Origin of the sequence: Aeromonas oralensis (assembly GCF_049665575.1) — a bacterium.
GTDB lineage: Bacteria > Pseudomonadota > Gammaproteobacteria > Enterobacterales > Aeromonadaceae > Aeromonas > Aeromonas hydrophila.
In genome coordinates this window covers 4,732,558-4,755,982 of the sequence record NZ_CP187186.1, presented here as the reverse complement: position 1 = coordinate 4,755,982, position 23,425 = coordinate 4,732,558, and the positions used below count along the sequence as shown (strand labels likewise).

19 protein-coding genes and 2 pseudogenes are annotated in these 23,425 nt (G+C 62.5%); 11 read left to right on the top strand and 10 right to left on the bottom strand.

Translation table 11 applies throughout. The features are described from left to right. Window positions 1-52: 52 nt before the first annotated feature. From ACPDZI_RS22285 to ACPDZI_RS22260, 6 genes and pseudogenes are all read right to left on the bottom strand, one after another. On the bottom strand, window positions 53-1,279 hold the full coding sequence (locus ACPDZI_RS22285; protein WP_336989234.1) for an aromatic amino acid transporter: 1,227 nt from the start codon (window positions 1,277-1,279) through the stop codon (window positions 53-55). A gap of 287 nt (window positions 1,280-1,566) precedes the next feature. Next, a complete protein-coding gene (locus ACPDZI_RS22280) occupies window positions 1,567-2,784 on the bottom strand; it encodes a 4Fe-4S binding protein (protein ID WP_438833804.1) in 1,218 nt (405 codons plus the stop codon). A gap of 122 nt (window positions 2,785-2,906) precedes the next feature. Continuing rightward, window positions 2,907-3,207: pseudogene (locus tag ACPDZI_RS22275) on the bottom strand (DUF1971 domain-containing protein); the annotation flags it as partial. Window positions 3,208-3,258: 51 nt separating this feature from the next. Beyond that, window positions 3,259-3,720 (bottom strand): annotated as a pseudogene (locus tag ACPDZI_RS22270) (FAD-dependent oxidoreductase); the annotation flags it as partial. A gap of 145 nt (window positions 3,721-3,865) precedes the next feature. Next, the gene (locus tag ACPDZI_RS22265) at window positions 3,866-6,130 is read right to left on the bottom strand and encodes a methyl-accepting chemotaxis protein (protein WP_263681235.1); all 2,265 of its coding nucleotides are present in this window, start codon (window positions 6,128-6,130) and stop codon (window positions 3,866-3,868) included. A 209-nt stretch (window positions 6,131-6,339) separates the two neighbouring features. After that, window positions 6,340-7,044, bottom strand: coding sequence for a GntR family transcriptional regulator (locus ACPDZI_RS22260; RefSeq protein WP_263681234.1), 705 nt, complete (start codon window positions 7,042-7,044; stop codon window positions 6,340-6,342). A gap of 284 nt (window positions 7,045-7,328) precedes the next feature. On the opposite strand from ACPDZI_RS22260, the gene ACPDZI_RS22255 reads away from it, so the two are divergent. Continuing rightward, the gene (locus ACPDZI_RS22255) at window positions 7,329-8,915 is read left to right on the top strand and encodes an alpha-glucoside-specific PTS transporter subunit IIBC (protein WP_438833803.1); all 1,587 of its coding nucleotides are present in this window, start codon (window positions 7,329-7,331) and stop codon (window positions 8,913-8,915) included. Next, entirely contained in the window at window positions 8,912-10,237 is a 1,326-nt protein-coding gene (locus ACPDZI_RS22250; protein WP_268031875.1) for a 6-phospho-alpha-glucosidase, read from the top strand. The genes ACPDZI_RS22255 and ACPDZI_RS22250 overlap by 4 nt, the downstream gene beginning before the upstream one ends. 69 nt (window positions 10,238-10,306) lie before the next feature. On the opposite strand, the gene ACPDZI_RS22245 is transcribed toward ACPDZI_RS22250, so the two are convergent. After that, window positions 10,307-11,311: a substrate-binding domain-containing protein gene (locus tag ACPDZI_RS22245; protein WP_073348574.1), complete on the bottom strand. Its 1,005-nt coding sequence runs from the start codon at window positions 11,309-11,311 to the stop codon at window positions 10,307-10,309. Window positions 11,312-11,746: 435 nt separating this feature from the next. Here ACPDZI_RS22245 and ACPDZI_RS22240 point away from each other — a divergent pair, with 435 nt between their 5' ends. The 6 genes from ACPDZI_RS22240 (at window position 11,747) to ACPDZI_RS22215 (ending at window position 17,443) form a co-directional block, all read left to right on the top strand. Beyond that, a complete protein-coding gene (locus tag ACPDZI_RS22240; protein ID WP_016348967.1) occupies window positions 11,747-12,868 on the top strand; it encodes a branched-chain amino acid ABC transporter substrate-binding protein in 1,122 nt (373 codons plus the stop codon). A 64-nt stretch (window positions 12,869-12,932) separates the two neighbouring features. Beyond that, complete coding sequence (gene livH / locus ACPDZI_RS22235; RefSeq protein ID WP_011704141.1) at window positions 12,933-13,859, top strand: high-affinity branched-chain amino acid ABC transporter permease LivH; 927 nt, start codon at window positions 12,933-12,935, stop codon at window positions 13,857-13,859. Beyond that, a complete protein-coding gene (locus tag ACPDZI_RS22230) occupies window positions 13,856-15,124 on the top strand; it encodes a high-affinity branched-chain amino acid ABC transporter permease LivM (protein WP_101150826.1) in 1,269 nt (422 codons plus the stop codon). The genes livH and ACPDZI_RS22230 overlap by 4 nt, the downstream gene beginning before the upstream one ends. Then, a complete protein-coding gene (gene livG, locus ACPDZI_RS22225; protein WP_102989739.1) occupies window positions 15,121-15,894 on the top strand; it encodes a high-affinity branched-chain amino acid ABC transporter ATP-binding protein LivG in 774 nt (257 codons plus the stop codon). Before ACPDZI_RS22230 ends, livG begins: the two co-directional genes overlap by 4 nt. Window positions 15,895-15,904: 10 nt before the next feature. Next, window positions 15,905-16,606 (top strand): ABC transporter ATP-binding protein, encoded by a 702-nt coding sequence (locus tag ACPDZI_RS22220; RefSeq protein ID WP_011704138.1) that lies wholly within the window; start codon window positions 15,905-15,907, stop codon window positions 16,604-16,606. A 3-nt stretch (window positions 16,607-16,609) separates the two neighbouring features. Beyond that, complete coding sequence (locus tag ACPDZI_RS22215) at window positions 16,610-17,443, top strand: AraC family transcriptional regulator (RefSeq protein WP_202012674.1); 834 nt, start codon at window positions 16,610-16,612, stop codon at window positions 17,441-17,443. Here ACPDZI_RS22215 and ACPDZI_RS22210 read toward each other — a convergent pair. Continuing rightward, window positions 17,440-18,027, bottom strand: coding sequence for a LysE family translocator (locus ACPDZI_RS22210; protein ID WP_236663041.1), 588 nt, complete (start codon window positions 18,025-18,027; stop codon window positions 17,440-17,442). The genes ACPDZI_RS22215 and ACPDZI_RS22210 overlap by 4 nt on opposite strands. A gap of 169 nt (window positions 18,028-18,196) precedes the next feature. Here ACPDZI_RS22210 and glpE point away from each other — a divergent pair, with 169 nt between their 5' ends. Together glpE and glpG are read left to right on the top strand one after the other, a co-directional pair. Then, on the top strand, window positions 18,197-18,520 hold the full coding sequence (gene glpE / locus ACPDZI_RS22205) for a thiosulfate sulfurtransferase GlpE (protein ID WP_011704135.1): 324 nt from the start codon (window positions 18,197-18,199) through the stop codon (window positions 18,518-18,520). After that, window positions 18,517-19,350 (top strand): rhomboid family intramembrane serine protease GlpG, encoded by an 834-nt coding sequence (glpG, locus tag ACPDZI_RS22200; RefSeq protein ID WP_029302600.1) that lies wholly within the window; start codon window positions 18,517-18,519, stop codon window positions 19,348-19,350. The genes glpE and glpG overlap by 4 nt, the downstream gene beginning before the upstream one ends. Window positions 19,351-19,487: 137 nt before the next feature. Here the strand turns inward: glpG and ACPDZI_RS22195 are convergent, their stop codons facing one another. Beyond that, window positions 19,488-21,905 carry a VolA/Pla-1 family phospholipase gene (locus tag ACPDZI_RS22195; RefSeq protein WP_438833802.1) on the bottom strand — a complete coding sequence of 806 codons (2,418 nt, stop codon included), beginning with the start codon at window positions 21,903-21,905 and terminating at the stop codon, window positions 19,488-19,490. Window positions 21,906-22,206: 301 nt separating this feature from the next. Between ACPDZI_RS22195 and ubiK the strand changes: the two genes are divergently transcribed. Then, window positions 22,207-22,464 carry a ubiquinone biosynthesis accessory factor UbiK gene (gene ubiK, locus ACPDZI_RS22190; RefSeq protein ID WP_005307315.1) on the top strand — a complete coding sequence of 86 codons (258 nt, stop codon included), beginning with the start codon at window positions 22,207-22,209 and terminating at the stop codon, window positions 22,462-22,464. A gap of 129 nt (window positions 22,465-22,593) precedes the next feature. Here ubiK and fre read toward each other — a convergent pair whose 3' ends face one another. Then, window positions 22,594-23,292 carry an NAD(P)H-flavin reductase gene (gene fre, locus ACPDZI_RS22185; RefSeq protein WP_268031877.1) on the bottom strand — a complete coding sequence of 233 codons (699 nt, stop codon included), beginning with the start codon at window positions 23,290-23,292 and terminating at the stop codon, window positions 22,594-22,596. Between the last annotated feature and the right edge of the window lie 133 nt (window positions 23,293-23,425).

Here is a 23,425-nt window from a genome sequence, read left to right as displayed (position 1 = left end):
GCGCCATCAGGCGCCGTTTTTTGTCGCAGTCTGCCGGGGCAGACCGAGGTGGTCAGCCGGTGTAGACGGGCAGCATGCCCGCCATGTTGAGCAGGTGGAATGCCGCAGTCAGCACCCCGAACAGGAAGACGCCGGCGATCATCGGCATGCCGCCCGGCACCCGTAAGCCATCCTGTTTATCCCCTTGCTTGCCCTTGCCGGCGCGCACCTTCCAGGCCAGCAGGGCCGGGATGATGCAGGTCCACAGGGTAGCCACGGCGCCCGCATAGCCGATGGCCATCAGGAAGCCGAACGGGAACAGCAGGGAGAGCAGCAGCGGCGGCAGGAAGGTGGCCGCCCACGACTTGGCGCGGCCGCCTCGGCCGTTGTCGAACTTGAACAGATCCGCCAGATAGTCGAACACCCCCAGTCCCACCCCGATGAAGGAGGAGAGGATGGCGGCCATGGAGAAAAGGTTGAGAGCGTTGGCGACCGCATCGGATTCGATCACCGAGGCCAGTGCCTTGAGCAGCACGTCGACGTTGCCACCCTGGGCCACCACAGGGCCGAACTCGCTGCGCGGCAGGTTGCCGAACACGCTCACCAGCCAGATGAGGTAGAACAGCAGCGCGATGGCGGTGCCGCCGAGGATGGCGTAACGGGCGCGGCGCTCCTCACCGTAGTAGGCGCGCATGGACGACACCGAGTGGTGATAGCCAAACGAGGTGAGTGCCACCGGCAGCATGGCCAGCGCATAGGGGGCATAGCTGGCATGCTCGCTCAGGGTATCGAACAGCAGGGTCGGCTTGATGTTGAGCGACAGCCCAGAGATGCCGAACACGAAGCTCAGCCCCATGGCGATGACCAGCACCACTGAGATGCGATCCACCGCCCGGGTGGAGTGCCACACCAGGCCAGAGAAGCCCAGGGTAAACAGGATTGAGCCCAACTGGCTGCCGATGCCGGTCATGCCGTCAATGATGAGGCCGGCCGAGGTGATGTAGGCGTAGAGCAGGATGCCACCAACGAAATAGACGGTGAGGTTGTTGATGGCGTTGAGCTTCTCCCCCAGCAGTTCGCGGGTAACGGTATCGAACGACACACGCAGCGGATAGCCCTGATAGGACTCCAGCAGCATCCAGCCGGAGAGCGTCATCACGATCATGGTCAGGGTAATGGCCAGCACCGACCAGATGGTCCAGGCGCCCGCCCCCGCACTCGGCAAGCCCAGCATGCCGGCCCCTACACAGACGCCGGCAATGATGCATGCCCCGCCCACCAACGATGGTTTCTGTCCCATTTACTTCTCCAAAGACGATTGTGGATCTGATCGCGACCGCGGACCGTTGCATTTGCTACGCCGGTTGTCATGGTAGATCGCGCTCATCTAGGTGCCGGCGCCCGGCGCTGGCTGCTTCGCAAGGGAAGCAAGGTGCGCTCAAGGCGGGCTGCCGGCCCGACACGGCAGCAGGGCCGCATGTCGGGGAAGGGACTTTACCCTGCTACCCCTCAGGTATCAAATGCGGGTGCATGTTCAGGCTGCCCAACGGGCCCTCAACAGACACCCTGCAACTGGCTTCTTGTGACTCAATGGGTCAGTTGCGGCAGCAGTTGCAGCAGCTGGGCGCGATCCGCCAGCGGCGTCTGGCTGACCCAGATCCCCAGCAGGCCGTAAGCGAGCAGCGGCAGCACCAGCAGCAACAGGCAGAGCAGCCCCAGCAGCTGGCGAGGCGCGAGCCGGTGCCCCTGCGTGCCCAAGTGCAGCGCATCGGCCCGCTTGGGGCAGGCGGCCACGCAGCTCAGACAGCTGGTGCACTCGAGACTGCGTACCGCGATGAGCTGGTGTACCTGGATGCGCGACGGGCAGGCCCGGCTGCACTTGTCGCAGTCGTGGCCCGCGCTGCGCAGGCAACGGGCCGGGTCACGGCGAATGCGCAATGGGGTCAGCAGGCCGAGCAGGGCCAGCCAGGCGCCATAGGGACAGAGGTAGCGGCAGAACCCTTGCCGGAAGGTGGCGGTGAGCAGCAGCACCCAGCCAAGGCACAGAGCCGAGATCAGGGTCAGGCTGAAGAAGAAGGCCCCCATCTTCATGTCCGCCGCCTGATGGTAGGGGCTGGTGAAGTAGCCGGGCAGGGCGGCGCTTGGCACCGCGATCAGCACGATAAACAGCAGAAAGGCGAGCACCAGAAACTTCTGGCCACGCAACACGACATCGAGCCAGCGCGGCGGCGTCCACTCCCCCGCCAGCCATCGGCTGCGCAGGCCGTGCAGCCATTCACCCACCAGCCCGAGCGGGCAGAACCAGGCGCAGAACGCCCGCCCCAGCAGCAGGGCCGACAGCGAGAGCACCAGCACGGTGACGGTGGCCGCCGGATGGTGCGGATCCACCAGCCCCTGCCCGAGCCAGGCCCGCAGCCCGAGCCCGCCGGCAATGGGCAGGAAGCCGTCCACCACGTCAGGACGCACCAGCCAGGGGTTCATCCCCTGCCCCAGCTGCCAGACATGCAGGCCGTACTGCAGCGTCACCAGCCCCCAGCAGAGCAGCAGCAGCTGGCGCGTGCGTGCCCGCAGCCACTGGCTGTCGAGCGCCTCGAGGGCGGGCAGCGGCCGCCGTTGGTGCCAGAGGGCAAGCGCGCCAGCCACCAGCCCGACGCCGAGCCAGAGCAGGTTGTCTGCCGCCAGCAACCAGAGCATGAGCAGCAGGCCGAGGGCAAGACGCCACTGCCAGCCCGATCGCGCCTGCCACGCCAGCAGCACCAGATAGGCCAGGCCGGCGGCCATGGTCACGGCTTCGATCACGCTCATGTTTCCCTCACTGCCTCATCCACCACTGGCGGCAAGGATAACGGACATCTGAATTGATTATTTTGATCTGCATGGGCAGAGGGGGACATTTGCGCCCAATGCCCCCATGGTTGCACCTTATGCCTGCGGCTGTTGAACAGCGGCTGGTCGGATTCGGCCTGCTCGGCCCAGAAGTGGATGTTGAAGCGGGCATCCTCCGACAGCTCGACCCTGTGCCAGTGCTGGGGCGGGCTGGTGGCAAACTCCCCGGCCCGGATTGGCAAAGCCGTGATAGGTGACGGTGCCCTCCATCACGCAGAGCTGGCCGAACACCCCGGCCGCGGTGTTGTGGTGGGTGAGCAGGGCCTGGGGCACATTCTGGCGGGTGAAGAAGGGGGTGGAGCGGCGCACTACCCAGTGAGACGGAATCAGTTGCATGGCCATATCGGTTCTCCTCGAGTGGCCGGGTCGACCCGGCCGGTGCAATGAAAGGGGTTAACGGGGCAGCTGACGCAACAGCGGGAAAGCGGCGCTCATCTGGTCGCCCCCACCACGAAACCGCACAGCTCGCCGGCGTCATCGCGCGCCTCGGCCACCATGCCGTGGCTGTTCCAGCGGCACTGCCAGGCGAGATCCTCGCCCTTGGTGCGGCCGGCCAGTTGCAGCGGGTAGCGCGGCGTCTTTACCTTCACCAGCATGGGCGGCAGGGTCAGCGGGGTCGGCGTGCCGAGCAGGGTACGTGCCAGCGCATTGGCCCCCAGCACTATGGGTTGCAAGCTGACCCTGCCACTGCACGCAATCCCCCAGCGCGAAGATGTGGGGATCGCTGGTCTGCAGCCTATCATCGACCAGGATGCCGCGATCCACCTCCAGCCCGGCCCTGCGGGCTAGGGCCAGATTCGGCCGCAGGCCGATCGCTGCGATCACCAGATCCTGCTCGCTGGTACGGCCATCGCTCGCCATGTCCATCGGCAGCTTGCTCTGGCGGCGGGCATTATCGAATAGTCCCCTTGTATCGGAGCTTAAGGAGTGACGGCTTTTTGCACGGTAAGATGAAAAAGGGCTGACATCGCTGTCAGCCCTTTGGCTATCCACGCCACACCTAGTGCGCCGGTTTGGTCATCTCCTGCAACAGCTGATCGATATAGCCCACCACCAGCCCGGAGTTTTGTTCGATCTCTCGATAGAGAGCCTCCGCCTCGTCTTGCTTGTGCTGGTTTTTCAACTCGATGATCTGCTGGATCACCTGATGCAGTCTGGCGTGGGGAGTCGCGATCGCCTTGAAGGCAGGATGCGCACTGCAGCAGGATGCCCCCTCGCTGAAGTACCAGCGGCCGAGGCGGCACTCCTTGTCACTGACAGCCTCACTGCGAGACAGCCCCTCCTGCCCATCCAGATAGGCACGTACCCGGGTCTTCCAGCCCATGTGAGCGGCACGGGCGCGGATCAGCACCATCCGCACGTTGGAACCATCCTGGAACTGCCCGGCCAGATCCCCCAGCTTGTCCACCAAGGTCGCCACATGGGTCGCAATCTGGGCGGTATCCCGCGCAACCAGCGTGGTGGACTGGGAGATCTCGTGGACGCTGACGATATTGCGGGTGATCTCGTCGCTCACTGAGGATTGCTCCTCCGAGGCGGCGGCGATCTGGGTGTTCATGTCGCGAATGCTGTTGACCGCCCCCTTGATCCGGCTGAGGGCCTCCCCCGCCTGATTTGCCCGCTCTACCGATTCCCCCGCCCGCGAGACACTGTGTTCGATCATGGTCACCGTAGTGCCGACAGCCCGTTGCAACTGCTCGATGGTACTGCGGATCTCGGCAGTAGAGTGCTGGGTGCGGCCCGCCAGTGAGCGTACCTCGTCAGCAACCACCGCAAAACCGCGCCCCTGTTCACCGGCCCGAGCCGCCTCGATGGCTGCGTTGAGGGCCAGCAGGTTGGTCTGCTCGGCGATGGACTGAATTACTGCCAGCACCGAGCCAATCTGCTCGCTGGCCCTGGCGACCTCTTTTACCGTGTTGCCCGCGCTGGCGATCTCCTCGGCCAGCTGTTCGATCATGTTGACGCTCTGCTGCACCACCTCATCGCCGGTAACCGCCTGATTGTCCGCCTCGTTGGCCGCTTCGGCAGCTTGCGCCGTGTTGTTGGCCACTTCATGTACCGTGCTGGTCATCTCGGTCATGGCGGTGGCGAGCTGGGTGGTCTGCTCTTGCTGGCGTGTCATGCTGCCAAGGTTGCCCGCCGCACTGCGCGACAACCGCTCACTCTCGCCAGCTAATTCACCCAAGGTGGCAGTAAGCTGACTGATGGTGTCGCGGATCTTGCCGACGAAGGCATTAAACGCCGACCCAAGACGGCGGATCTCCTCCGGCCCCGTCACCGGCAACTTGCTGCCGAGATCGCCGGAACCATTGGCCAGCGCCTCCAGCGCCTTGACGCTCTCCAGCAGCGGGCGGTTAAGACGTCCCAGCAGCCACACCAGCGCCACCGCAATCAGGGCGGTGCCAAGCAGCGCGATCATCACCATCTGCCAGCTCTGGCGCGCCAGCGCGGACACGACCTCACTGTGATCCCGCGCCAGCTCGATCACCCCGACCGCCTTGCCGGAAAAGTCGCGCAGCGGCGCCGCCATCACCAGAAAATCGCTTCCCTGCTGCTTGATGGTGGTGAAGCGGTTCTCGCCCTCCAGTACCCCCTGATACCAGCCCGCCGACTCGCCGAGCAGGGAGGTGCCGGTCAGCATCACAGGTTTGCCCTGTTCAAACAAATAGATGGCCAGCCGACTGTCCTTGCCCAGCAGGTCAGCAAACAACGAGGTATCGAGGGCTCGGCCAAACTCCACCGAACCGACCGGCTGACCGTTGAAGGTGACCGGTACCACGCCGCGGATCCCGGTGCCACCCTGACCGGTCTCCAGCCCGCCGACCGGCTGATGATTGCGGTTCACCTCGACCACCGCCAACCGAGTGGTAGAGAGGTCATCGCCATGGTTCGCGGGTTTATGCACCCGATAAAGGGAGATGGCAGGGGGAACGTGGAAGTGAAACTGCTGGATCCCCTGCGCCTTGAGGGCGGGCCAGAGCGGGTCGAACAGGCTGGCGAGAGTCTGCCAATCCTGGTCTGCCACCGCCTTGGCGGCATCCGGTCGCTGCGCAATCAGGGTTGCCGCCAGCACGGTTTCATGGCTGGCATTGCGGATCACCGATTCTATATTTTGCAACTCTGTTTGTAGTGTGTCCTGTTCGGCTGTCATGGCCCGCTGACGGTTTTCAAACAGGTTGAAGGTAAGCAGCACCACGGCGAGCAATACGATGCCGCTGATTGCCAGCAGCGTGATCTGGTGACCCAACTTGCTAGGGGGGAACATAAGACACCATCCTTGACAATCATATCCAACTTACAGGATGGAACGAATAAGGTGGGAGTCCATCAGAACTCGTTTGTTTGTTGATATTGATCAAACGATTAACAGACAAAATGCGAGGTAGATCAAACGGATTGAATATTCACCAGATAGAGAGCCATTTCCTGATTTGCGAGAGGCCATGCATCTTGGCACGCGGGCTGGCGAGCGGATTAACGAAAACGGCGCAGGTGGTAGTCGACGTGATAGTCGTTGGCATTGCGGAACATGATGGAGTAGTTGAGAAACTCGCCGTTCTCACCGTAGGAGAGCGAGGTGAGCCGCAGGATGGGCGCCCCCTGCTCGATATGCAACAGCTCGGCCATGCGCCGGTCGGCCAGCACGGCGCTGAAGCTCTCGTAGTTGCCGGCGATGGGGAGCTGGCACTCGTTCTCGATGTAGGCGAACTTGGATCCCTCCAGATGGGCCACCGAGAGGGTGCGAAACAGCCGCACCGGCATGTAGCTCTCCTCCACCAGCAGGGCCCGGCCGTCCACCGAGCGCACCCGGTTGGAGAAGTAGACCGGCTCGTTCACCTTGATCCTGAGCTGGCTGGCGATGGCGGGCGGGGCCGGCATGGTGCGAAACTCCAGCACCTCGCTGGTCAGGGTGCGGCCCTGTTCACGCATCAACTCGGTGAAACCGCTCAGCCCCTTGGTCTCGTGCTGCACGTCCTTCTTGGTCACGTAGGTGCCGCTGCCGTGGCGCCGCTCCACCAGCCCCCACTCGATCAGCATGTCCACCGCCTTGCGCACCGTCATCCGCGATACCCCGAACTGACTCGCCAGGGTTTTCTCGCTCGGCAGGACATCCCCCACCCGGCAATCCGCCCCGTTGACCCGGATACGCAATCGATCCGCCACCGATTTGTAGATCACTGCTAGACCTCTCTTTACCCAGCCGGGGTGGTGGCCCATTTGCTCGCCTTTATTTCAACCAGCTGAAAATAAACAATTTTAAATTCAAATAACCCGATAAAAACGTCACAAAAACAAGACGTACAACAATATCGCAAAATTTAGATCTCTTTGTCTAAATAAGTGCATGCGCCGGATCACATAACCACCACATATTTCATGAGGGCCTGATCGCTTGTTGTTAGGTTCAATTCAGCAATACGACAACAGCAGTCAGACAATTCTCTAATAAAAAGGGACGCTATATGCTCAGTCAAATTCAACGTTTTGGCGGGGCAATGTTTACGCCTGTATTACTGTTTCCATTCGCAGGTATGGTGGTAGGCATTGCAATCATGCTGAAAAATCCCATGTTCGTGGGAGAGACGCTGGCCAATCCTCAGGGACTGTTTTTTCAAATAGTTCATATTATTGAAGAGGGTGGCTGGACGGTATTTCGAAATATGCCGCTGATATTTGCCATCGGCCTGCCGATCGGGCTGGCAAATAAGGCTCAGGCCCGCGCCTGCCTCTCCGTGCTGGTCAGCTTCATGACCTGGAACTACTTCATCAATGCCATGGGGATGACCTGGGGCGACTATTTCGGGGTCGACTTCAACCAGGCGGTGGGTGGCGAGAGCGGGCTGGCCATGGTGGCCGGCATCAAGACCCTGGACACCAGCATCATAGGTGCCATCGCCATCTCCGGCATCGTCACCGCCCTGCACAACCGGTTGTTCGATCGGCAACTGCCGGTCTTTCTCGGCATCTTCCAGGGCAGCTCGTTCGTCACCATCGTCGCCTTCTTCGTGATGATCCCCTGCGCCTGGTTGACCCTGCTGGGCTGGCCCAAGGTACAGATGGGCATCGCCTCCCTGCAGGAGTTCATGCTGGTCTCCGGCCCGCTCGGCGTCTGGGTTTACACCTTCCTCGAGCGGATTCTGATCCCGACCGGCCTGCACCACTTCATCTACGGCCCCTTCATCTTCGGCCCGGCCGCGGTGGAAGGCGGCATCCAGCTCTACTGGGCCCAGCACATGCTGGAGTTCAGCCAGAGCACCCGACCGCTGATCGAGCTGTTCCCCCAGGGCGGCTTCGCCCTGCACGGCAACTCCAAGATCTTCGGGGCCATGGGGATTGCGCTCGCCATCTACGCCACCGCCGCCAAAGAGAACAAGGCTAAGGTGGCCGGCCTGCTGATCCCGGCCACCCTGACCGCCATGCTGGTGGGGATCACCGAGCCGCTCGAGTTCACCTTCCTCTTCATCTCGCCCCTGCTGTTCGCCATCCATGCCCTGCTGGCTGCCACCATGGCGACCGTGATGTACCTGTTCGGGGTCGTCGGCAACATGGGCGGCGGTCTGCTCGACCAGTTCCTGCCGCAGAACTGGATCCCCATGTTCCACAATCACGCCGGCATGATGTTTACCCAGATTGCCATCGGCCTGACCTTTACCGGGATCTGGTTCCTGATATTCCGCACGATCATTCTGAAATTCAATTTGAAAACCCCTGGGCGGGATGACAGCGAAATAAAACTGTATTCCAAGGCTGATTATCAGGCCGCCAAAAAACAGCGTGGCCATGATATTGCCGGTCATATTCTGGCGGCGCTCGGTGGCGCGGAAAATATCAACAGTCTGAACAACTGCGCCACCCGGCTGCGCATATCGCTACGCGATGCGAGCCTGGCGGCAGCGGATGATGCTTTCAAACAATTGGGTGCCCACGGCGTAGTCCGCCACGGTGACAGCATCCAGATCATTATCGGTCTGCATGTCCCCCAGCTGAGGGAAAACATGGAGAGCCTGATGAACAACCCCTCCTCCTCTTCTTTCGTAACGGAGTCATGATCATGAAAAAATTCTCTGTCGTCATTGCCGGCGGTGGCAGCACCTTTACCCCGGGCATCGTTCTCATGCTGCTGGAGAACCAGCACCGCTTCCCGCTGCGGGAGATCAAGTTCTACGACAACGATGGCGCCCGCCAGGAGGTGATCGCCGAAGCCTGCCGCGTCCTGCTGCGGGAGCAGGCCCCTGACATCGCCTTCAGCTATGGCACCGACCCCAAGGCGGCCTTCAGCGGGGTGGACTTCGTGATGGCCCACATCCGGGTCGGCAAGTACCCCATGCGCGAGCTGGACGAGAAGATCCCCCTGCGCCATGGCGTGGTCGGCCAGGAGACCTGCGGCCCGGGCGGCATCGCCTACGGCATGCGCTCCATCGGCGGCGTGCTGGAGCTGGTCGACTACATGGAGCAGTACTCGCCGGATGCCTGGATGCTGAACTACTCCAACCCGGCCGCCATCGTGGCCGAGGCGACCCGTCGCCTGCGCCCCCACGCCAGGATCCTCAACATCTGCGACATGCCCATCGGCATCGAAGGGCGGATGGCCCAGATCGCCGGCCTGCCGTCACGCAAGGAGATGCGGGTTCGCTACTACGGCCTCAACCACTTCGGCTGGTGGACCCGCATCGAGGATCTGGCGGGTAACGACCTGATGCCGGCCATCAAGGCCCACGTGGCCCAACACGGCTATGTGCCCAAGCAGGCCGGCCACGCCGAGGCCAGCTGGAACGACACCTTCGCCAAGGCCAGGGACGTGTGGGCCCTTGATCCGGACACCCTGCCCAACACCTATCTGAAGTACTACCTCTACCCGGACTATGTGGTGGCCCACTCCAATCCGGAGCACACCCGCGCCAACGAGGTGATGGAGCACCGCGAGAAGCACGTGTTCAGCGCCTGCCGCGCCATCGTGGCAGCCGGCAACGCCGCAGCCGGCGAGCTGGAGATCGACGAGCACGCCTCCTACATAGTGGATCTGGCTACCGCCATCGCCTTCAACACCCAGGAGCGGATGCTGCTGATCGTGCCGAACCGGGGCGCCATCCCCAACTTCGACCCGGAGGCCATGGTTGAGATCCCCTGCCTGGTGGGCAGCAGCGGCCCCGAGCCGCTGCAGGTGGGCAACATACCGCTGTTCCAGCAGGGCATGATGGGTCAGCAGGTGGCCGTCGAGAAGCTGGTGGTGGAGGCGTGGATCGAGCGCTCCTATCAGAAGCTGTGGCAGGCAATCACCCTCTCCAAGACGGTGCCGAGCGCCTCGGTGGCCAAAGCCATCCTGGACGACCTGATCGCCGCCAACAAGGAGTACTGGCCGCCTTTGCAATAAACGCGGGCCAAACAAAAACCCCCTCGCTGGCGAGGGGGTTTTCTTGTTGATGGCTCTGCCGTGGCGCGATCAGCGCAGGGACTTGACCGAGCGGCGGACGATCAGCTCCGGCTGGACCGTCATCGACTCGACTTCCAGCTCCTTGTTGCGGATCCGGCTCACCAGCTGCTGCACCGCCAACAGGCCGAGCTCGGCCTTGGGGTGGCGGATGGTGGTCAGCGGCGGGCTGGAGAAGCGCGCCATCTCCACGTCGTCATAACCGATCATGGAGATGTCGTCCGGCACCTTGACCCCGGCTTCCCAGGCAGCGCAGATGGCGCCGATCGCCATGGGATCGTCGAAGGCGAATACCGCGGTCGGTCGCGGCTTGAGGGCCAGGATCCGCTGCATGGCATCGAATCCGCTCTGGCTCTCGTAATCCCCTTCGAAGATCTGCTCGTCTTTCAGGGTCAACCCTTGTTCGGCCAGGGCATCGCGCACCCCATCCAGCCGCTGCTGGGTAGTCGGCTTGGCGAGATGGCCGGTGATGCAGACGATGTCGCGGTGACCCTGCTCCAGCAGATGGCGCACGGCCAGACGCGCGCCGATGCGGGCGTTGTCGTTGATCACGTTGGCGAAATCGCACTCGTTGCCCCAGTCCAGCACCACCTGCGGCACATTTTTGTGGATACGCAGCATGTCCCTGAACTGGGTGTCGATATCGGTTCCCAACACCAACAGGCCGTCGACCCGCTTCTCCATCAGCATGCGCAGGTAGTGCTGCTGACGGGGCGGCTGGTTCTCGGTGTTGCAGAGGATCAGGCTGTAGCCCTGCTCGAAGCAGTACGCCTCCACCCCTTGCACCACTTCCGCAAAGAAGGGGTTGGCACTGGTGGTCACCAGCATGCCGATGGTCTTGGTCGAGTTTATCTTGAGGCTGCGCGCTACCGAGTTGGGCGCGTAGTTGAGTTCTGCCACCGCCTCAAGCACTTTTTGGGTTGCGTCTTCGCTGACCCGACGGGTGTGATTGAGTACATGTGAGACGGTGGAGATGGATACGCCTGCGCGGGAGGCGACATCCTTGATAGTGGCCATCTCTGTCTCCTGAAGATCAAAGGCGGAACATTAGCAGATTTCCCGAATAAAGGCTTGGTTTTAACGAGCACTGCCAATGAATTGTCAATGCTGGCTAATCTAGGCGCTCATTTCTATTTGCGCAAACGGATTTTGGTCAAAATGGGAGCAGTGTCAGGGTAAAATATCGTCAGTTTTTTCATCTATCATTTATCGAAAGAACACCTTGTTGAGAAGATGTTAATCAACACATTTAGCATCAATATCTAAATCAGATTTCAATATTGGTTATTTGTTTCAAAAAAGCACTATTCCACCCTCTCTGGTTAGTATCTTTAACAGCTTGTTATTGCCCAGCGAGGAATGATAGAACCATACCTATTGCCGGACTGGCGGGATCACGGTTCGGAATGGCACACGGAAAATGAAACAATCCACTGATTAAGGGACGAATCGATGAATAAGTTGAGCAAAATGGCAGTCAGGACAGCGGTTTCTATGGCCCTGTTCGGATCGGTATCACTGGTCCACGCGGCGGATACCATCAAGATCGGCATCGCCGGTCCGGTCACCGGCCCGGTCGCCCAGTACGGCGACATGCAGTTCACCGGCGGCAAGATGGCGGTCGAGCAGATCAACAAGGCCGGTGGCATCAAGGGCAAGCAGATCGAAGCCGTCATCTATGACGACGCCTGCGATCCCAAGCAGGCCGTGGCGGTCGCCAACAAGGTGATCAACGACGGCGTCAAGTTCGTGGTCGGCCACCTTTGCTCCGACAACACCCTGCCCGCTTCCGACATCTATGAAGATGAAGGCGTGCTGATGGTCACCCCGGCCTCCACCAACCCCAAGATCACCGAGCGCGGCTATCAGCTGGTGCTGCGTACCATCGGCCTGGACAGCGACCAGGGGCCGACCGCCGCCAAGTACATCATCGAGCAGGTCAAGCCCAAGCGCGTGGCCGTCATCCACGACAAGAAACAGTACGGCGAAGGCATTGCCTCCAGCGTGAAAGCGGCGCTGGACAAGGCCGGCGTCAAGGTGGTGGCGTTTGAAGGCATCACCGCCGGCGACAAGGACTTCTCCGCCCTGATCGCCAAGCTGCAGAAAGAGAACGTCGACTTCGTCTACTACGGCGGCTATCACCCCGAGCTGGGTCTGATCCTGCGTCAGGCTGGCGAGAAGGGGCTCAAGGCCAAGTTCATGGGTCCGGAAGGGGTCGGCAACAAGGATATCTCCGCCATCGGCGGTCCGGCCTCCGAAGGCCTGCTGGTGACCCTGCCGAACAAATATGACCTGGTGCCGGCCAACGCCCCGCTGGTTGCCGCGTTCAAGGCCAAGGGCCAGGACTCCTCCGGTCCGTTCGTATGGACCACCTATGCCGCAGTGCAAACCCTGGCGGCCGGTATCGCCAAGGCGGGTGAGGATGACCCGGCTGCCGTTGCTGCCGCCATCAAGGCCGCACCGATCGATACCGTCATGGGCACCCTGAGCTGGGCGCCGAGTGGCGACCTGAAAGGCTTTGAATTCGGTGTGTTCCAGTGGCACGCCGACGGTACCTCCACTCAAGTCAAATAATCTGCCGGTCGGGGTGACATGAGTCACCCCTCCTTTCTTTGCGGGCAAGTACAGGGAACGCAGTATGTCCGAACACTTCCTTTACCTGGTTCAGCAGTTGCTGAACGGGTTAACCATAGGCAGCACCTATGCGTTGATCGCTATCGGCTACACCATGGTCTATGGCATCATCGGCATGATCAACTTCGCCCACGGCGAGGTCTACATGATCGGCTCCTATGTCGCTTTCATGGTGATGGCGGGGCTCATGATGATGGGCATCGACAGCACCTTTCTGCTGCTGGGGGGCGCCTTCCTGGTCAGCATCGTCATCACCGGCACCTATGGCTGGACCATAGAGCGGGTCGCCTACCGCCCGCTGCGGGGCGGCAACCGGCTGATCCCCCTCATCTCCGCCATCGGCATGTCGATCTTCCTGCAGAACATGATGCGGATGGCCCAGGGCTCGCGCGACATCGCCATGCCCACCCTGATCTCCGGCGGCTGGACCCTGGGTGAAGCCGACGGCTTCCAGGCCAGCCTCTCCTGGATGCAACTCATCATCTTCGTGGTGACCTTCATCACCATGTTGGCGCTGACCCAGTTCATCGGTCGCTCCCGCATGGGCCGCGCCTGCCGCGCCTGTTCAGAAGACATCAAGATGGCCAACCTGCTGGGGATAGACACCCACGTGGTCATCTCCATCACCTTCGTGCTGGGGGCTACCCTGGCCGCCGTCGCCGGCGTGCTGCTCGGCATGTATTACGGCGTCATCAACCCCTACCTCGGCTTCATGGCCGGGCTGAAAGCCTTCACCGCAGCGGTACTGGGCGGTATCGGCAGCATTCCCGGCGCCGTGCTGGGCGGCCTGCTGCTCGGCGTGGTCGAGGCGCTCACCGCCGGCTACCTCAGCACCGAATACAAGGATGTGATGGCCTTTGCCCTGCTGATCGGCGTGCTGCTGTTCATGCCCACCGGCATTCTGGGTCGCCCGGAGGTCGAAAAGGTATGAAAAAACAATTCATTCATGCCTGCATCGCCAGCCTGGTGCTGCTGGTGCTCTCCTTCTGGCTGCTCGGCTTCAAGCTCGAAACCGACGGTACTCGCCTGCTGGTGACCAGCCGGCTCGACGTGTCGCTGGCCTGGCTGCTGGGCGGCGCCACCCTGGTGTTCTGGTTCCAGATGCTGCGCGGCCAGATAAGCCGGCTGTTTCAGGCCTCCATCAGCGGCTTCTCGGTCGGCTTCACCAAGCTGGTGCTGCCGAGCCCCGAAGAGGCCCCCAAGCTCTATAACCTCACCGCCGTGCTGGTGCTGTTGTTTGCGGTGAGCTGGCCCTTCATGGCCTCGCGCGGTGCCATCGATCTGGCAACCCTGGCCCTCATCTACATCATGCTGGGGCTGGGCCTGAATGTGGTGGTCGGCCTCGCCGGCCTGCTGGATCTCGGCTATGTCGGCTTCTACGCGGTCGGCGCCTACAGCTATGCCCTGCTCAACAGCTACTTCGGGCTCAGCTTCTGGGAGTGTCTGCCCATCGCCGGGCTGACGGCGGCCACCTTCGGCTTCCTGCTCGGCTTCCCGGTGCTGCGACTGCGGGGGGATTATCTGGCCATCGTCACCCTGGGTTTTGGCGAGATCATCCGCATCCTGCTCAACAACATGACCAGCCTGACCGGCGGCCCGAATGGCATCTCCGGCATTCCCAAGCCGACCCTGGGCGGTCTGGAGTTCAACCGCACCGTCAAGGATGGCGGCTTCGAGACCTTCCACGAGTTCTTCGGCATCGCCTACAACGCCAACCACAAGGTGATCTTCCTCTACCTGATGGCGCTGGTGCTGGTGATCGCCACCCTGTTCGTCATCAACCGCCTGCTGCGCATGCCGCTCGGCCGCGCCTGGGAGGCATTGCGGGAAGACGAGATCGCCTGCAAGTCGCTGGGGCTCAACCCCACCATCATCAAGCTGACCGCCTTCACCATTGGCGCCTGTTTTGCAGGCTTCGCCGGCAGCTTCTTCGCCTCGCGCCAGGGCTTCATCAGTCCGGAATCCTTCGTCTTCATCGAGTCGGCCATCGTGCTCGCCATCGTGGTGCTGGGCGGCATGGGCTCCCAGATCGGAGTGGTGCTGGCCGCCATCGTGATGACGGTGCTGCCTGAGCTGGCGCGCGAGTTCAACGAGTACCGCATGCTGATGTTCGGTCTCTTGATGGTGTTCATGATGATCTGGCGGCCACAGGGATTGCTGCCGATGACCCGTCCGCATCTGGAGTTGAAAAAATGAGTACGCATCAGAAGTTAATGGAAGTCTCTGATCTGTCGATGCGCTTCGGAGGGTTGCTGGCCGTCAACGGCGTCAAGCTGGACGTGGAGAAGGGGGAGGTGATCTCCATCATAGGCCCCAACGGGGCGGGCAAGACCACCGTCTTCAACTGCCTGACCGGCTTCTACCGTCCGAGCGGCGGCATCATCCGCTACAAGGGCGAGGAGATCCAGGGGCTGCCCGGCCACCTCATCGCCCGCAAGGGGATAGTGCGCACCTTTCAGCACGTGCGACTGTTCAAGGACATGACGGCGGTGGAAAACCTGCTGGTAGCCCAGCACAGGCACCTCAACACCGGCTTTCTGGCCGGACTGTTCAAGACCCCGGCCTTTCGCCGCGCCGAACGGGAGGGGCTGGAGCAGTCCGCCTTCTGGCTGGAGAAGGTGGGGCTCAAGGATCTCGCCAACCGCGCCGCCGGCAACCTGGCTTATGGCCAGCAGCGCCGGCTCGAGATTGCCCGCTGCATGGCGACCCGGCCCGAGCTGCTGATGCTGGACGAGCCGGCCGCCGGCCTCAACCCGCACGAGACCGACGAGCTGAACGAGCTCATCTCCAACCTGCGGGACGAGTTCGGGGTCTCGGTGCTGCTGATCGAGCACGACATGAAGCTGGTGATGGAGATCTCCAACCGCATCTTCGTGGTCAACCAGGGCACCCCGCTGGCCCACGGCAAGCCGGACGAAATCCGCAGCAATCCGGCAGTGATCAAGGCCTATCTGGGCGAGTCGTAAGGACAAAAAGATGTTAGAACTTCGCAACGTATCGACCCACTACGGCAAAATTCAGGCGCTGCACGACGTCAGCGTCCAGGTAAAAGAGGGGGAAATCGTCACCCTGATCGGCGCCAACGGCGCCGGCAAGACCACCTTGCTGATGACCCTGTGCGGCGAGCCCAAGCCCAGCAGCGGCTCCATCTGGTTTGAGGGAGAGCAGATAGACTCGCTCTCCACCGCCCGCATCATGCGTAAAGACATCGCCGTGGTGCCGGAGGGGCGCCGCATCTTCGCTCGCCTGACGGTGGAAGAGAACCTGCTGATGGGAGCCTTCTTCGTCGACAAGGCCGAGCAGCGCGGCCTGCTGGATCAGATTTTCACCCTGTTCCCCCGCCTGCACGAGCGATTGGAGCAGCGCGCCGGCACCATGTCCGGCGGCGAGCAGCAGATGCTGGCCATCGGCCGCGCCCTGATGAGCAAGCCGCGCCTGTTGCTGCTGGATGAACCCTCGCTGGGGCTGGCCCCCATCGTCATCCAGCAGATCTTCGACACCATAGAGCAGCTGCGCCGCGACGGCATGACCATCTTCCTGGTAGAGCAGAACGCCAACCAGGCGCTCAAGCTGGCCGATCGCGGCTATGTGCTGGAGAACGGCCACGTGGTGTTGCAGGACACGGGGGCGGCCCTGTTGGCCAACCCGGCCGTCCGCCAGGCCTATCTCGGCGGCTGACCCATGAGCAGGGCCGACACGGCGCCGGATCACCACAATTTCTGGCACGATCCGGCCCTGCCTTTCATCGAGGCGCGGGCGGTGCAGGATGGCCGCCGCGTCTGCTACGACAAACACAGCCACCCCCACTTCTCCATCGGCGCCATCACCGGCGGCCACAGCCACTACCTCAATCAGCGCAGCCGGCAGGAGGTCGGCCGCGGCCACCTGGTGCTGATGAACCCGGAAGAAGTGCACGCCTGCAACCCCGTTGCGGATGAGCCCTGGTCCTATCTGATGTTCTACCTCGATACCGGCTGGCTGCAGCGCCAGCAGGAAGAGGCGGGACTGGGCAATGCCTTTCGTCCCTTCGACATGACCGCAAGCCGGGATCCACAGCTCTACCAAGGGCTGTGCTGGCTCCATCGGCAGTTGTGGCAGGAGTCGGAACCGCTCGCGCGCGAGGTGGCCTGCCACCAGTTCAGTCGCCAGTTGCTGGCCAGGCTCACCCCGGCCAGCTGGGACGATCGGCCGCCGCAGCACCTGCAGCGGGCCGCCGAACTGATGCAGGACGACTGCAGCAGCCCCCTCACCCTCGCGCAATTGAGTACAGTGGCAGGGCTTACCCCCTCCCACTTCGTGCGCAGCTTCAGCCGCCATTACGGCATGACGCCCCACGCCTACCTGCTCGATCAGCGCATCCGCCATGCCCGCACCCTGCTCAAGCGGGGAGAGCCGCTGGCGGAGGTGGCACTGGCCAGCGGTTTTGCCGATCAGGCCCACTTCCAGCGCCAGTTCAAGCGGCGGGTCGCTGCCACCCCGGGTCACTACCGCAATCAGCTGATCCGGCAAGGCTAGCGCACCAGATAGGTGGCGCAGAGCAGCAGCAACAGCGCCATCGCCCGGTTGAACCAGCGCAGCCGCTGCGGCGCGAGCAGCAACCCCTGCAATCGGCTGCCGGCATAGGCCCAGCAGGCGATGGAGCACAGACAGATGACCAGGTAGAGGCCGCTGAACAGGGCCACCTGCCCCACCCCGCCCGCACTGCCATAGGCGCCCATCCCCATGCTGGCGGCGAGCCAGGCCTTGGGGTTGAGCCACTGCATCAGTGCCCCATACCAGAAGGAGGGGGCCACCCCGTCGACCCCCTCCACCCGGCCGCTGTCCACCAGCAGCTGCCAGGCCATCCAGCCGAGAAAGATCACCCCGGCCCAGCGCAGTGCATCCGCCGCCAGCGGCCATTGCAGCAGGGTGGCGCCCAGCCCCAGTCCCATCAACAGCAGCAACAGAATGAACCCCAGGGTCGCCCCGACCACGTGCCACAGGCTGGCCACAAAGCCGTGCCTGGCGCCGCTGCCGAGGGCGACCAGATTGACCGGCCCCGGGGTGATGGACATGGCCAGGGCAAACCCTGCCATGGATAACAGCAGACTCGTCTCCATGAATAACGCCCGTATCGGCAAAAGGAGCCCCCAGCCTAGCCGGCACCCCGCCCCCGGTATTGAAGGAAATTGCGCTCGGTCACGGCAATAACCGGATACATTGCGGGCTTAGCGCCGGCCCCCGCTTGCGGTAAACTGACCCTCAATCACCTATTCGCAGGACATGTTAATGGACCAGTTTGCCCATATCAGTGCCCATGATGCCCACCAGAAGCTTGCCGCCGGTGCAGCCCGCCTCGTGGATATTCGCGACCCCCAGTCGTTCGAGACGGCCCACGCGGTCGGCGCCTTCCACCTCACCAACGGCACCCTGGTGCGTTTCATGAACGAGGTGGACTTCGATACCCCGGTGATCGTGATGTGCTATCACGGCAACAGCAGCCAGGGTGCCGCCCAGTACCTGCTGCAACAGGGGTACGATGAGGTCTACAGCCTGGATGGCGGCTTCGAGGCGTGGCGCAGGGAGTTCCCGATCCAGGCGGGCGACGCATGATCCAGCTGCTGGTGCTCGACAATGCCCGCATGGCCCAGGCGCTGGTGGACTATCTCTCCACCCTCGGTATCTCATGCGAACTGACCCAGTCCGAGCTTGGCGTCTCGGTCTGGCTGGCGGACGAACAGCGCCTCGCTCAGGCCCAGCTGGAGGTGAAACGCTTCCTGGCCGAGCCGACCCACCCCCGCTACATGGAAGCCTCCTGGCAATCCGGCCGGGCCGATGCCCGCATCGACTACAGCAAGGGGATGACCGACCCGGTCACCGACTTCCTGCATCAGGCCGGGCCGCTGACCCTGGTGGTGATCATCGCCTGTCTGGCCATCTACGGACTCGATGCCATCGGCCTGCCGATCTTTGATGAGCTGGCCTTCCACCCGACCCTGGCCCAGTTCACCGACTGGCAGGCGTGGCGCTACTTCACTCCGGCCTTCATCCACTTCTCGGTGCTGCATCTGGTGTTCAACCTGCTGTGGTGGTGGTATCTGGGGGGCCAGATCGAACAACGGCTCGGCAGCGGCAAGCTGCTGATCCTGCTGCTGGTAGGCGCCGCCCTGCCCAACCTGGCCGAGTTCTTCGCCAGCGGCCCGCTGTTTGGCGGCCTCTCCGGGGTAGTCTATGCCCTGCTCGGCTACTGCTGGCTGCGCAGCAAGTTGCAGCCGGCCTGCGGCCTCACCCTGCCACCGGCGCTGATGGGCTTCATGCTGTTCTGGCTGGCACTCGGCTTCTTCGATCTGCTCGGCACCCGCACCGCCAACATTGCTCACCTGGCCGGTCTGCTGGTCGGGCTGCTGCAAGGCTGGCTCGACAGACACCACCAGCCCGCCTGAGTGGTGGTCATCGAGGTGCAGCAAGCTGCTCGGCAACCAGAGCGGTCACCAACCAGGCCAACCTGAACCAGCGACAAGCGCGATGCTGGAAAACAAAACGCCGCCCCGAGGGGCGGCGTTTTTATTGGCCGACTGACTTACTGCTTGAGCAGGCTGCTGTCGGTCACCTTGACCGCAGTGCCGCCGCTCATGAAGAAGCTGGCGAACTGGGACTGCATCTCGGTGGTCACATCGCCGCTCGGGTCGAAGTTCTCGTCCGGCGCCAGCAGCGAGCTGTGGCCACCGGCCACGAAGCGGGCCGCGTTGTGGCTGGCCGCACCGGTGGCGGTCAGCGGCTGCAGAGCCAGCACCTTGAACAGCGGCTCGGTACCACCCAGCGGGGCGGAGGCGATGCTGTTCGGGATCACCTGGTCAGACAGGCTCAGCGCGCCATCGCCGACGATCTCGGTGGCGAACAGCGGGAAGCTGCTCAGGATGCCGCTACCGAGGTTGATCGGGTCAGCCGAATCCAGCACCGACTGGGCCGCGAAGCTGTAGCTCTGCAACGTGCTGGCCGCCGCCGCCTGCTGGGTGGTGCTCAGGCTTGGCAGGAACTCGTTGACGAAGCAGGTCGGCACCGCAGTCTTGCAGTTGGGCGCGTAGGCGGTGAAGCCGGCTTTCAGCTCGGCACTGCCACTGGTCAGCACGCCCATCTTGATGGTCGGGCCGAAGGTCGGCGAGTTCAGCAGCAGCGGCGCGATGCCGCCACCCGGCATGGCCAGGCCGCCGGTGTCGAACTTGAACAGGGCATCCGCCTGCACATTGCCGATGGGCTGGTTGGCCACCGCCAGCAGGTTGGTACCGGAGATGGCACCCAGGGAGTGGCCCAGGAAGTGCACCTTGAGGCTGCCGGCGGTGCCGATGACACTCTTGGCATTGGCCAGACCGACCGCCAGACGCAGGCCCAGCAGATCCGCCACGCTCTGTTTCAGGTTGTCGCGGGCCACGGTCAGGTAGCTCAGGTTCAGATACGGGGTCGGATTTTCGGAGGTGGTCACGGTCGCCATGCTGCCGCTCAGGGCGAAGCCGCGCTCGCCGTGCAGCGGGTGATCGATCACCACCAGCGCCACCTTCTTGCCTGCCTGCATGCCGGCATAGATCTGACCCAGCGCCAGTGCATAGGCGTTCTCTTTCACCGAGGTGACACCGTGCTGATAGATGATCACGTCGGTGATGGTATTGAGGGCATCCTTGGCGAAGACCCGCATCGGCACCGACTGCACCTCTTCCAGCTTGGGCAGCGGGTTGAAGCGGCCAATGTTCTGCTCGGCATCCAGCGGCTTGCCGCCGGAGGTGAGGGTCACCCCGATCAGCTTGCTCGCCTCGGCCAGCAGTTCGGCCTGACGGGTCGGATCGGCAATCAGCGTCGCCAGCAGAGCCGGATCCACGCCCGCCCCCACCAGCCCGGCGATCACTTCGCTGTCGCCCGCTTTCAGGGCATTGGCGATGGCGTACAGGCTGGGGATGGCGCCGTGCCAGGACTGGGTCTTGGCCTTGTCCCAGGAACCGGCGGTAGCCGGCGAGGAGAGGAAGTAAGGCAGCTTGACGATGCCGGTATAGACCTTGGTCGCTTGAGCAATCGGGTTGAGCGGGGCGCCTGGGCCGAAGGCGGTGGCCAGCGCATCTTTCTGCTCCTGCGGCAGGAACTGTTCATCGTCCAGCTGGGTCAGGAAGGCATTGCTGCCTGTCACGGCCAGGGTATAGGTGCCAGGCAGGCTGGTGTTGCCCTTGGCATCCTGCTTCCACAGGGCAGCCGCATCCAGGGTCGGGCTCTTCAGCACGGACGCCGCAGCGCCTTTCACCGCCACCAGCACGTCGGCACCGGACTGGGTACCGAACCAGTCGGAGAAGATGACGTGATCGGTGGAGACGCCGGTGGCAGCCTTGAACAAGCCTTCCTGCAGGGCGATCAGACCGTTGATGGTCTGCTCCTGGGCATTGCTGCCGACGTTGTTCTTGTAGTTGCCGTAGTCGTTGCCGGCCTTGACCGCGTTGCCGCTGCTGTCCTTGAGGGAGTCGGTGGCCACGATCATGTAGTAGGAGGAGGGATTCAGCGGCTTGAGCGGCACCAGGTTCAGCTTGCCGGCCGAAGCGGCCACCACGAAGTCCACCCCGTAGGTCAGCACCTTCTTCACGCCGTTCGGGCGCAGGGCTGCGCTGTCAAAGCTCAGCTCCAGCAGGTAGAGCGGCGCGACCGAAGCGGCAAACTCCGCCGCGGCCGGGGCCTGCACCTGGATGCCGGACGAGGTCACGGGCACGATCTGGATAGCCTGGGTCGTGGACCAGCCATCCAGGGTCGACATGGCCGAGACCGGGTTGGAGAGATCTGCCGTTTCGGTGGAGAATTTCAGGGTGCCATCGCTGGCCCGGGCTGCCAGAGCACTGGGGCGCACGGCATTGGAACCGGTCAACAGATAGTCGAGATAGCTGGAGGTGTCGCCTTTGTTATCGTCACTGCCACCACAGCCAGCCAGCATAGCACTGACAACTGCGGCGTAAATTAGCTTCTTTTTCATATCCTTATCTCTTTTTAGTTGTTATCCATGAAATGCTGACTGAGTTGGGTGAGAACCCGACCGGTACATCTTAACAGCAACGCAACAATTATTAAGCCTCTGGTCGGTCATCTGATCTGCTTTTTTTGTGTACAGCATCAAGGAATTGGAATAGAAACGGGACTCGATAGGTTAACAGCTTCATCCCGAATACCAGACCCGACCAGCGACTGCCCGTATGGCAGCTGGCAAAAAGCGACCCTCGATCTCGGCAAAGCGGATCAATTGCCGGTAGAATGGCGCATTGCTTAAGGAGAACCACATGATCGACCCGAAGAAACTGGAAGAGATCGCCAAACAGGTGCACAACTCCCTGCCGCCCGGCATTCGCAGCATGGGTGAAGAGGTGGAGAAGAAGATCCGTCAGGTGCTGCAGTCCCAGCTGGGCAAGCTGGACCTGGTCAGTCGCGAAGAGTTTGACGTGCAGACCAAGGTGCTGCTGCGCACCCGCGAGAAGCTGACTGCGCTCGAGGCCAAGCTGGCCCAGCTCGAGCAGCAGCTCGGTGCCAAAGGCGAATAACGCAGGTCGCCCATAAAGCAAACCCCAGCCAGGCTGGGGTTTGTTGTTTCTGGCCTGCCGCAGGACAAGCAGCAGGCTGATTCAGCGAGGCCTCCTCGGTCACGCTATGTGGCCGGCCTCATGCCTAACTCAGATGAATTCGTAGGCGTCGCCGAAGATGCGTTCTGGCTCGGCGCCCAGGATCTTGAACTCCTCCCGCGCCGCACCCGCCATCTCGAAACGGCCGGCGACATAGATGTCGTAGTCATGCAGGCTGACGAAATCATCCATGATGGCCTTGTGCACCAGCCCGGTCTTGCCGGTCCAGTCCGCTTCCGGCTCCTGCACCACCGGGATGAAGGTGAGCGGGGCGTAGTCGCGCTCCCACTGCTGCATCTGCTCCTGCTCGTAGAGCCAGTGCGCCTGGCGCACACCCCAGTAGAAGAACACCGGGCGCTTGCTGCCGGTATCGATCAGGTATTCCAGAATGGAGCGGGCATAGGAGAAGCCGGTGCCACCCGCCATCAGGATCAGCGGCCGGGGTGACTCTTCCCGCAGGAAGGCCTTGCCCGCCGCCAGTTCAATCTCGATCTCCCCCTGCTCGCGCATGCGGGCCAGCACCTGGCCGGCATAGGCGTTTTCCGGGGTGGCGCCGATCTGCAGCTCCAGCATGCCCGGACGGGTCGGCGAGTTGGCGATGGAGAAGGGACGCTTGTCCGAATCGCTCATCACCACCAGCAGATACTGGCCCGGCTTGAAGCTGACCTCTTGCCGCGGCGTCAGGGCCACGTGCCAGATGGTGTCGACATATTCGCGCAGTTCCTCTACGCGGCACTTGATACGTTGCATTCTTATCCTTGTGACGGGCTCGCTCGGCCCGCTTTCGCTCTTGATTCACTGTGGACTGGCGACCAGCAAAGTGGTCAGGTCAGTCGAGCATACCCAATTCAGCTCAAATGGCATCAATCTTTTGCATCCCGGC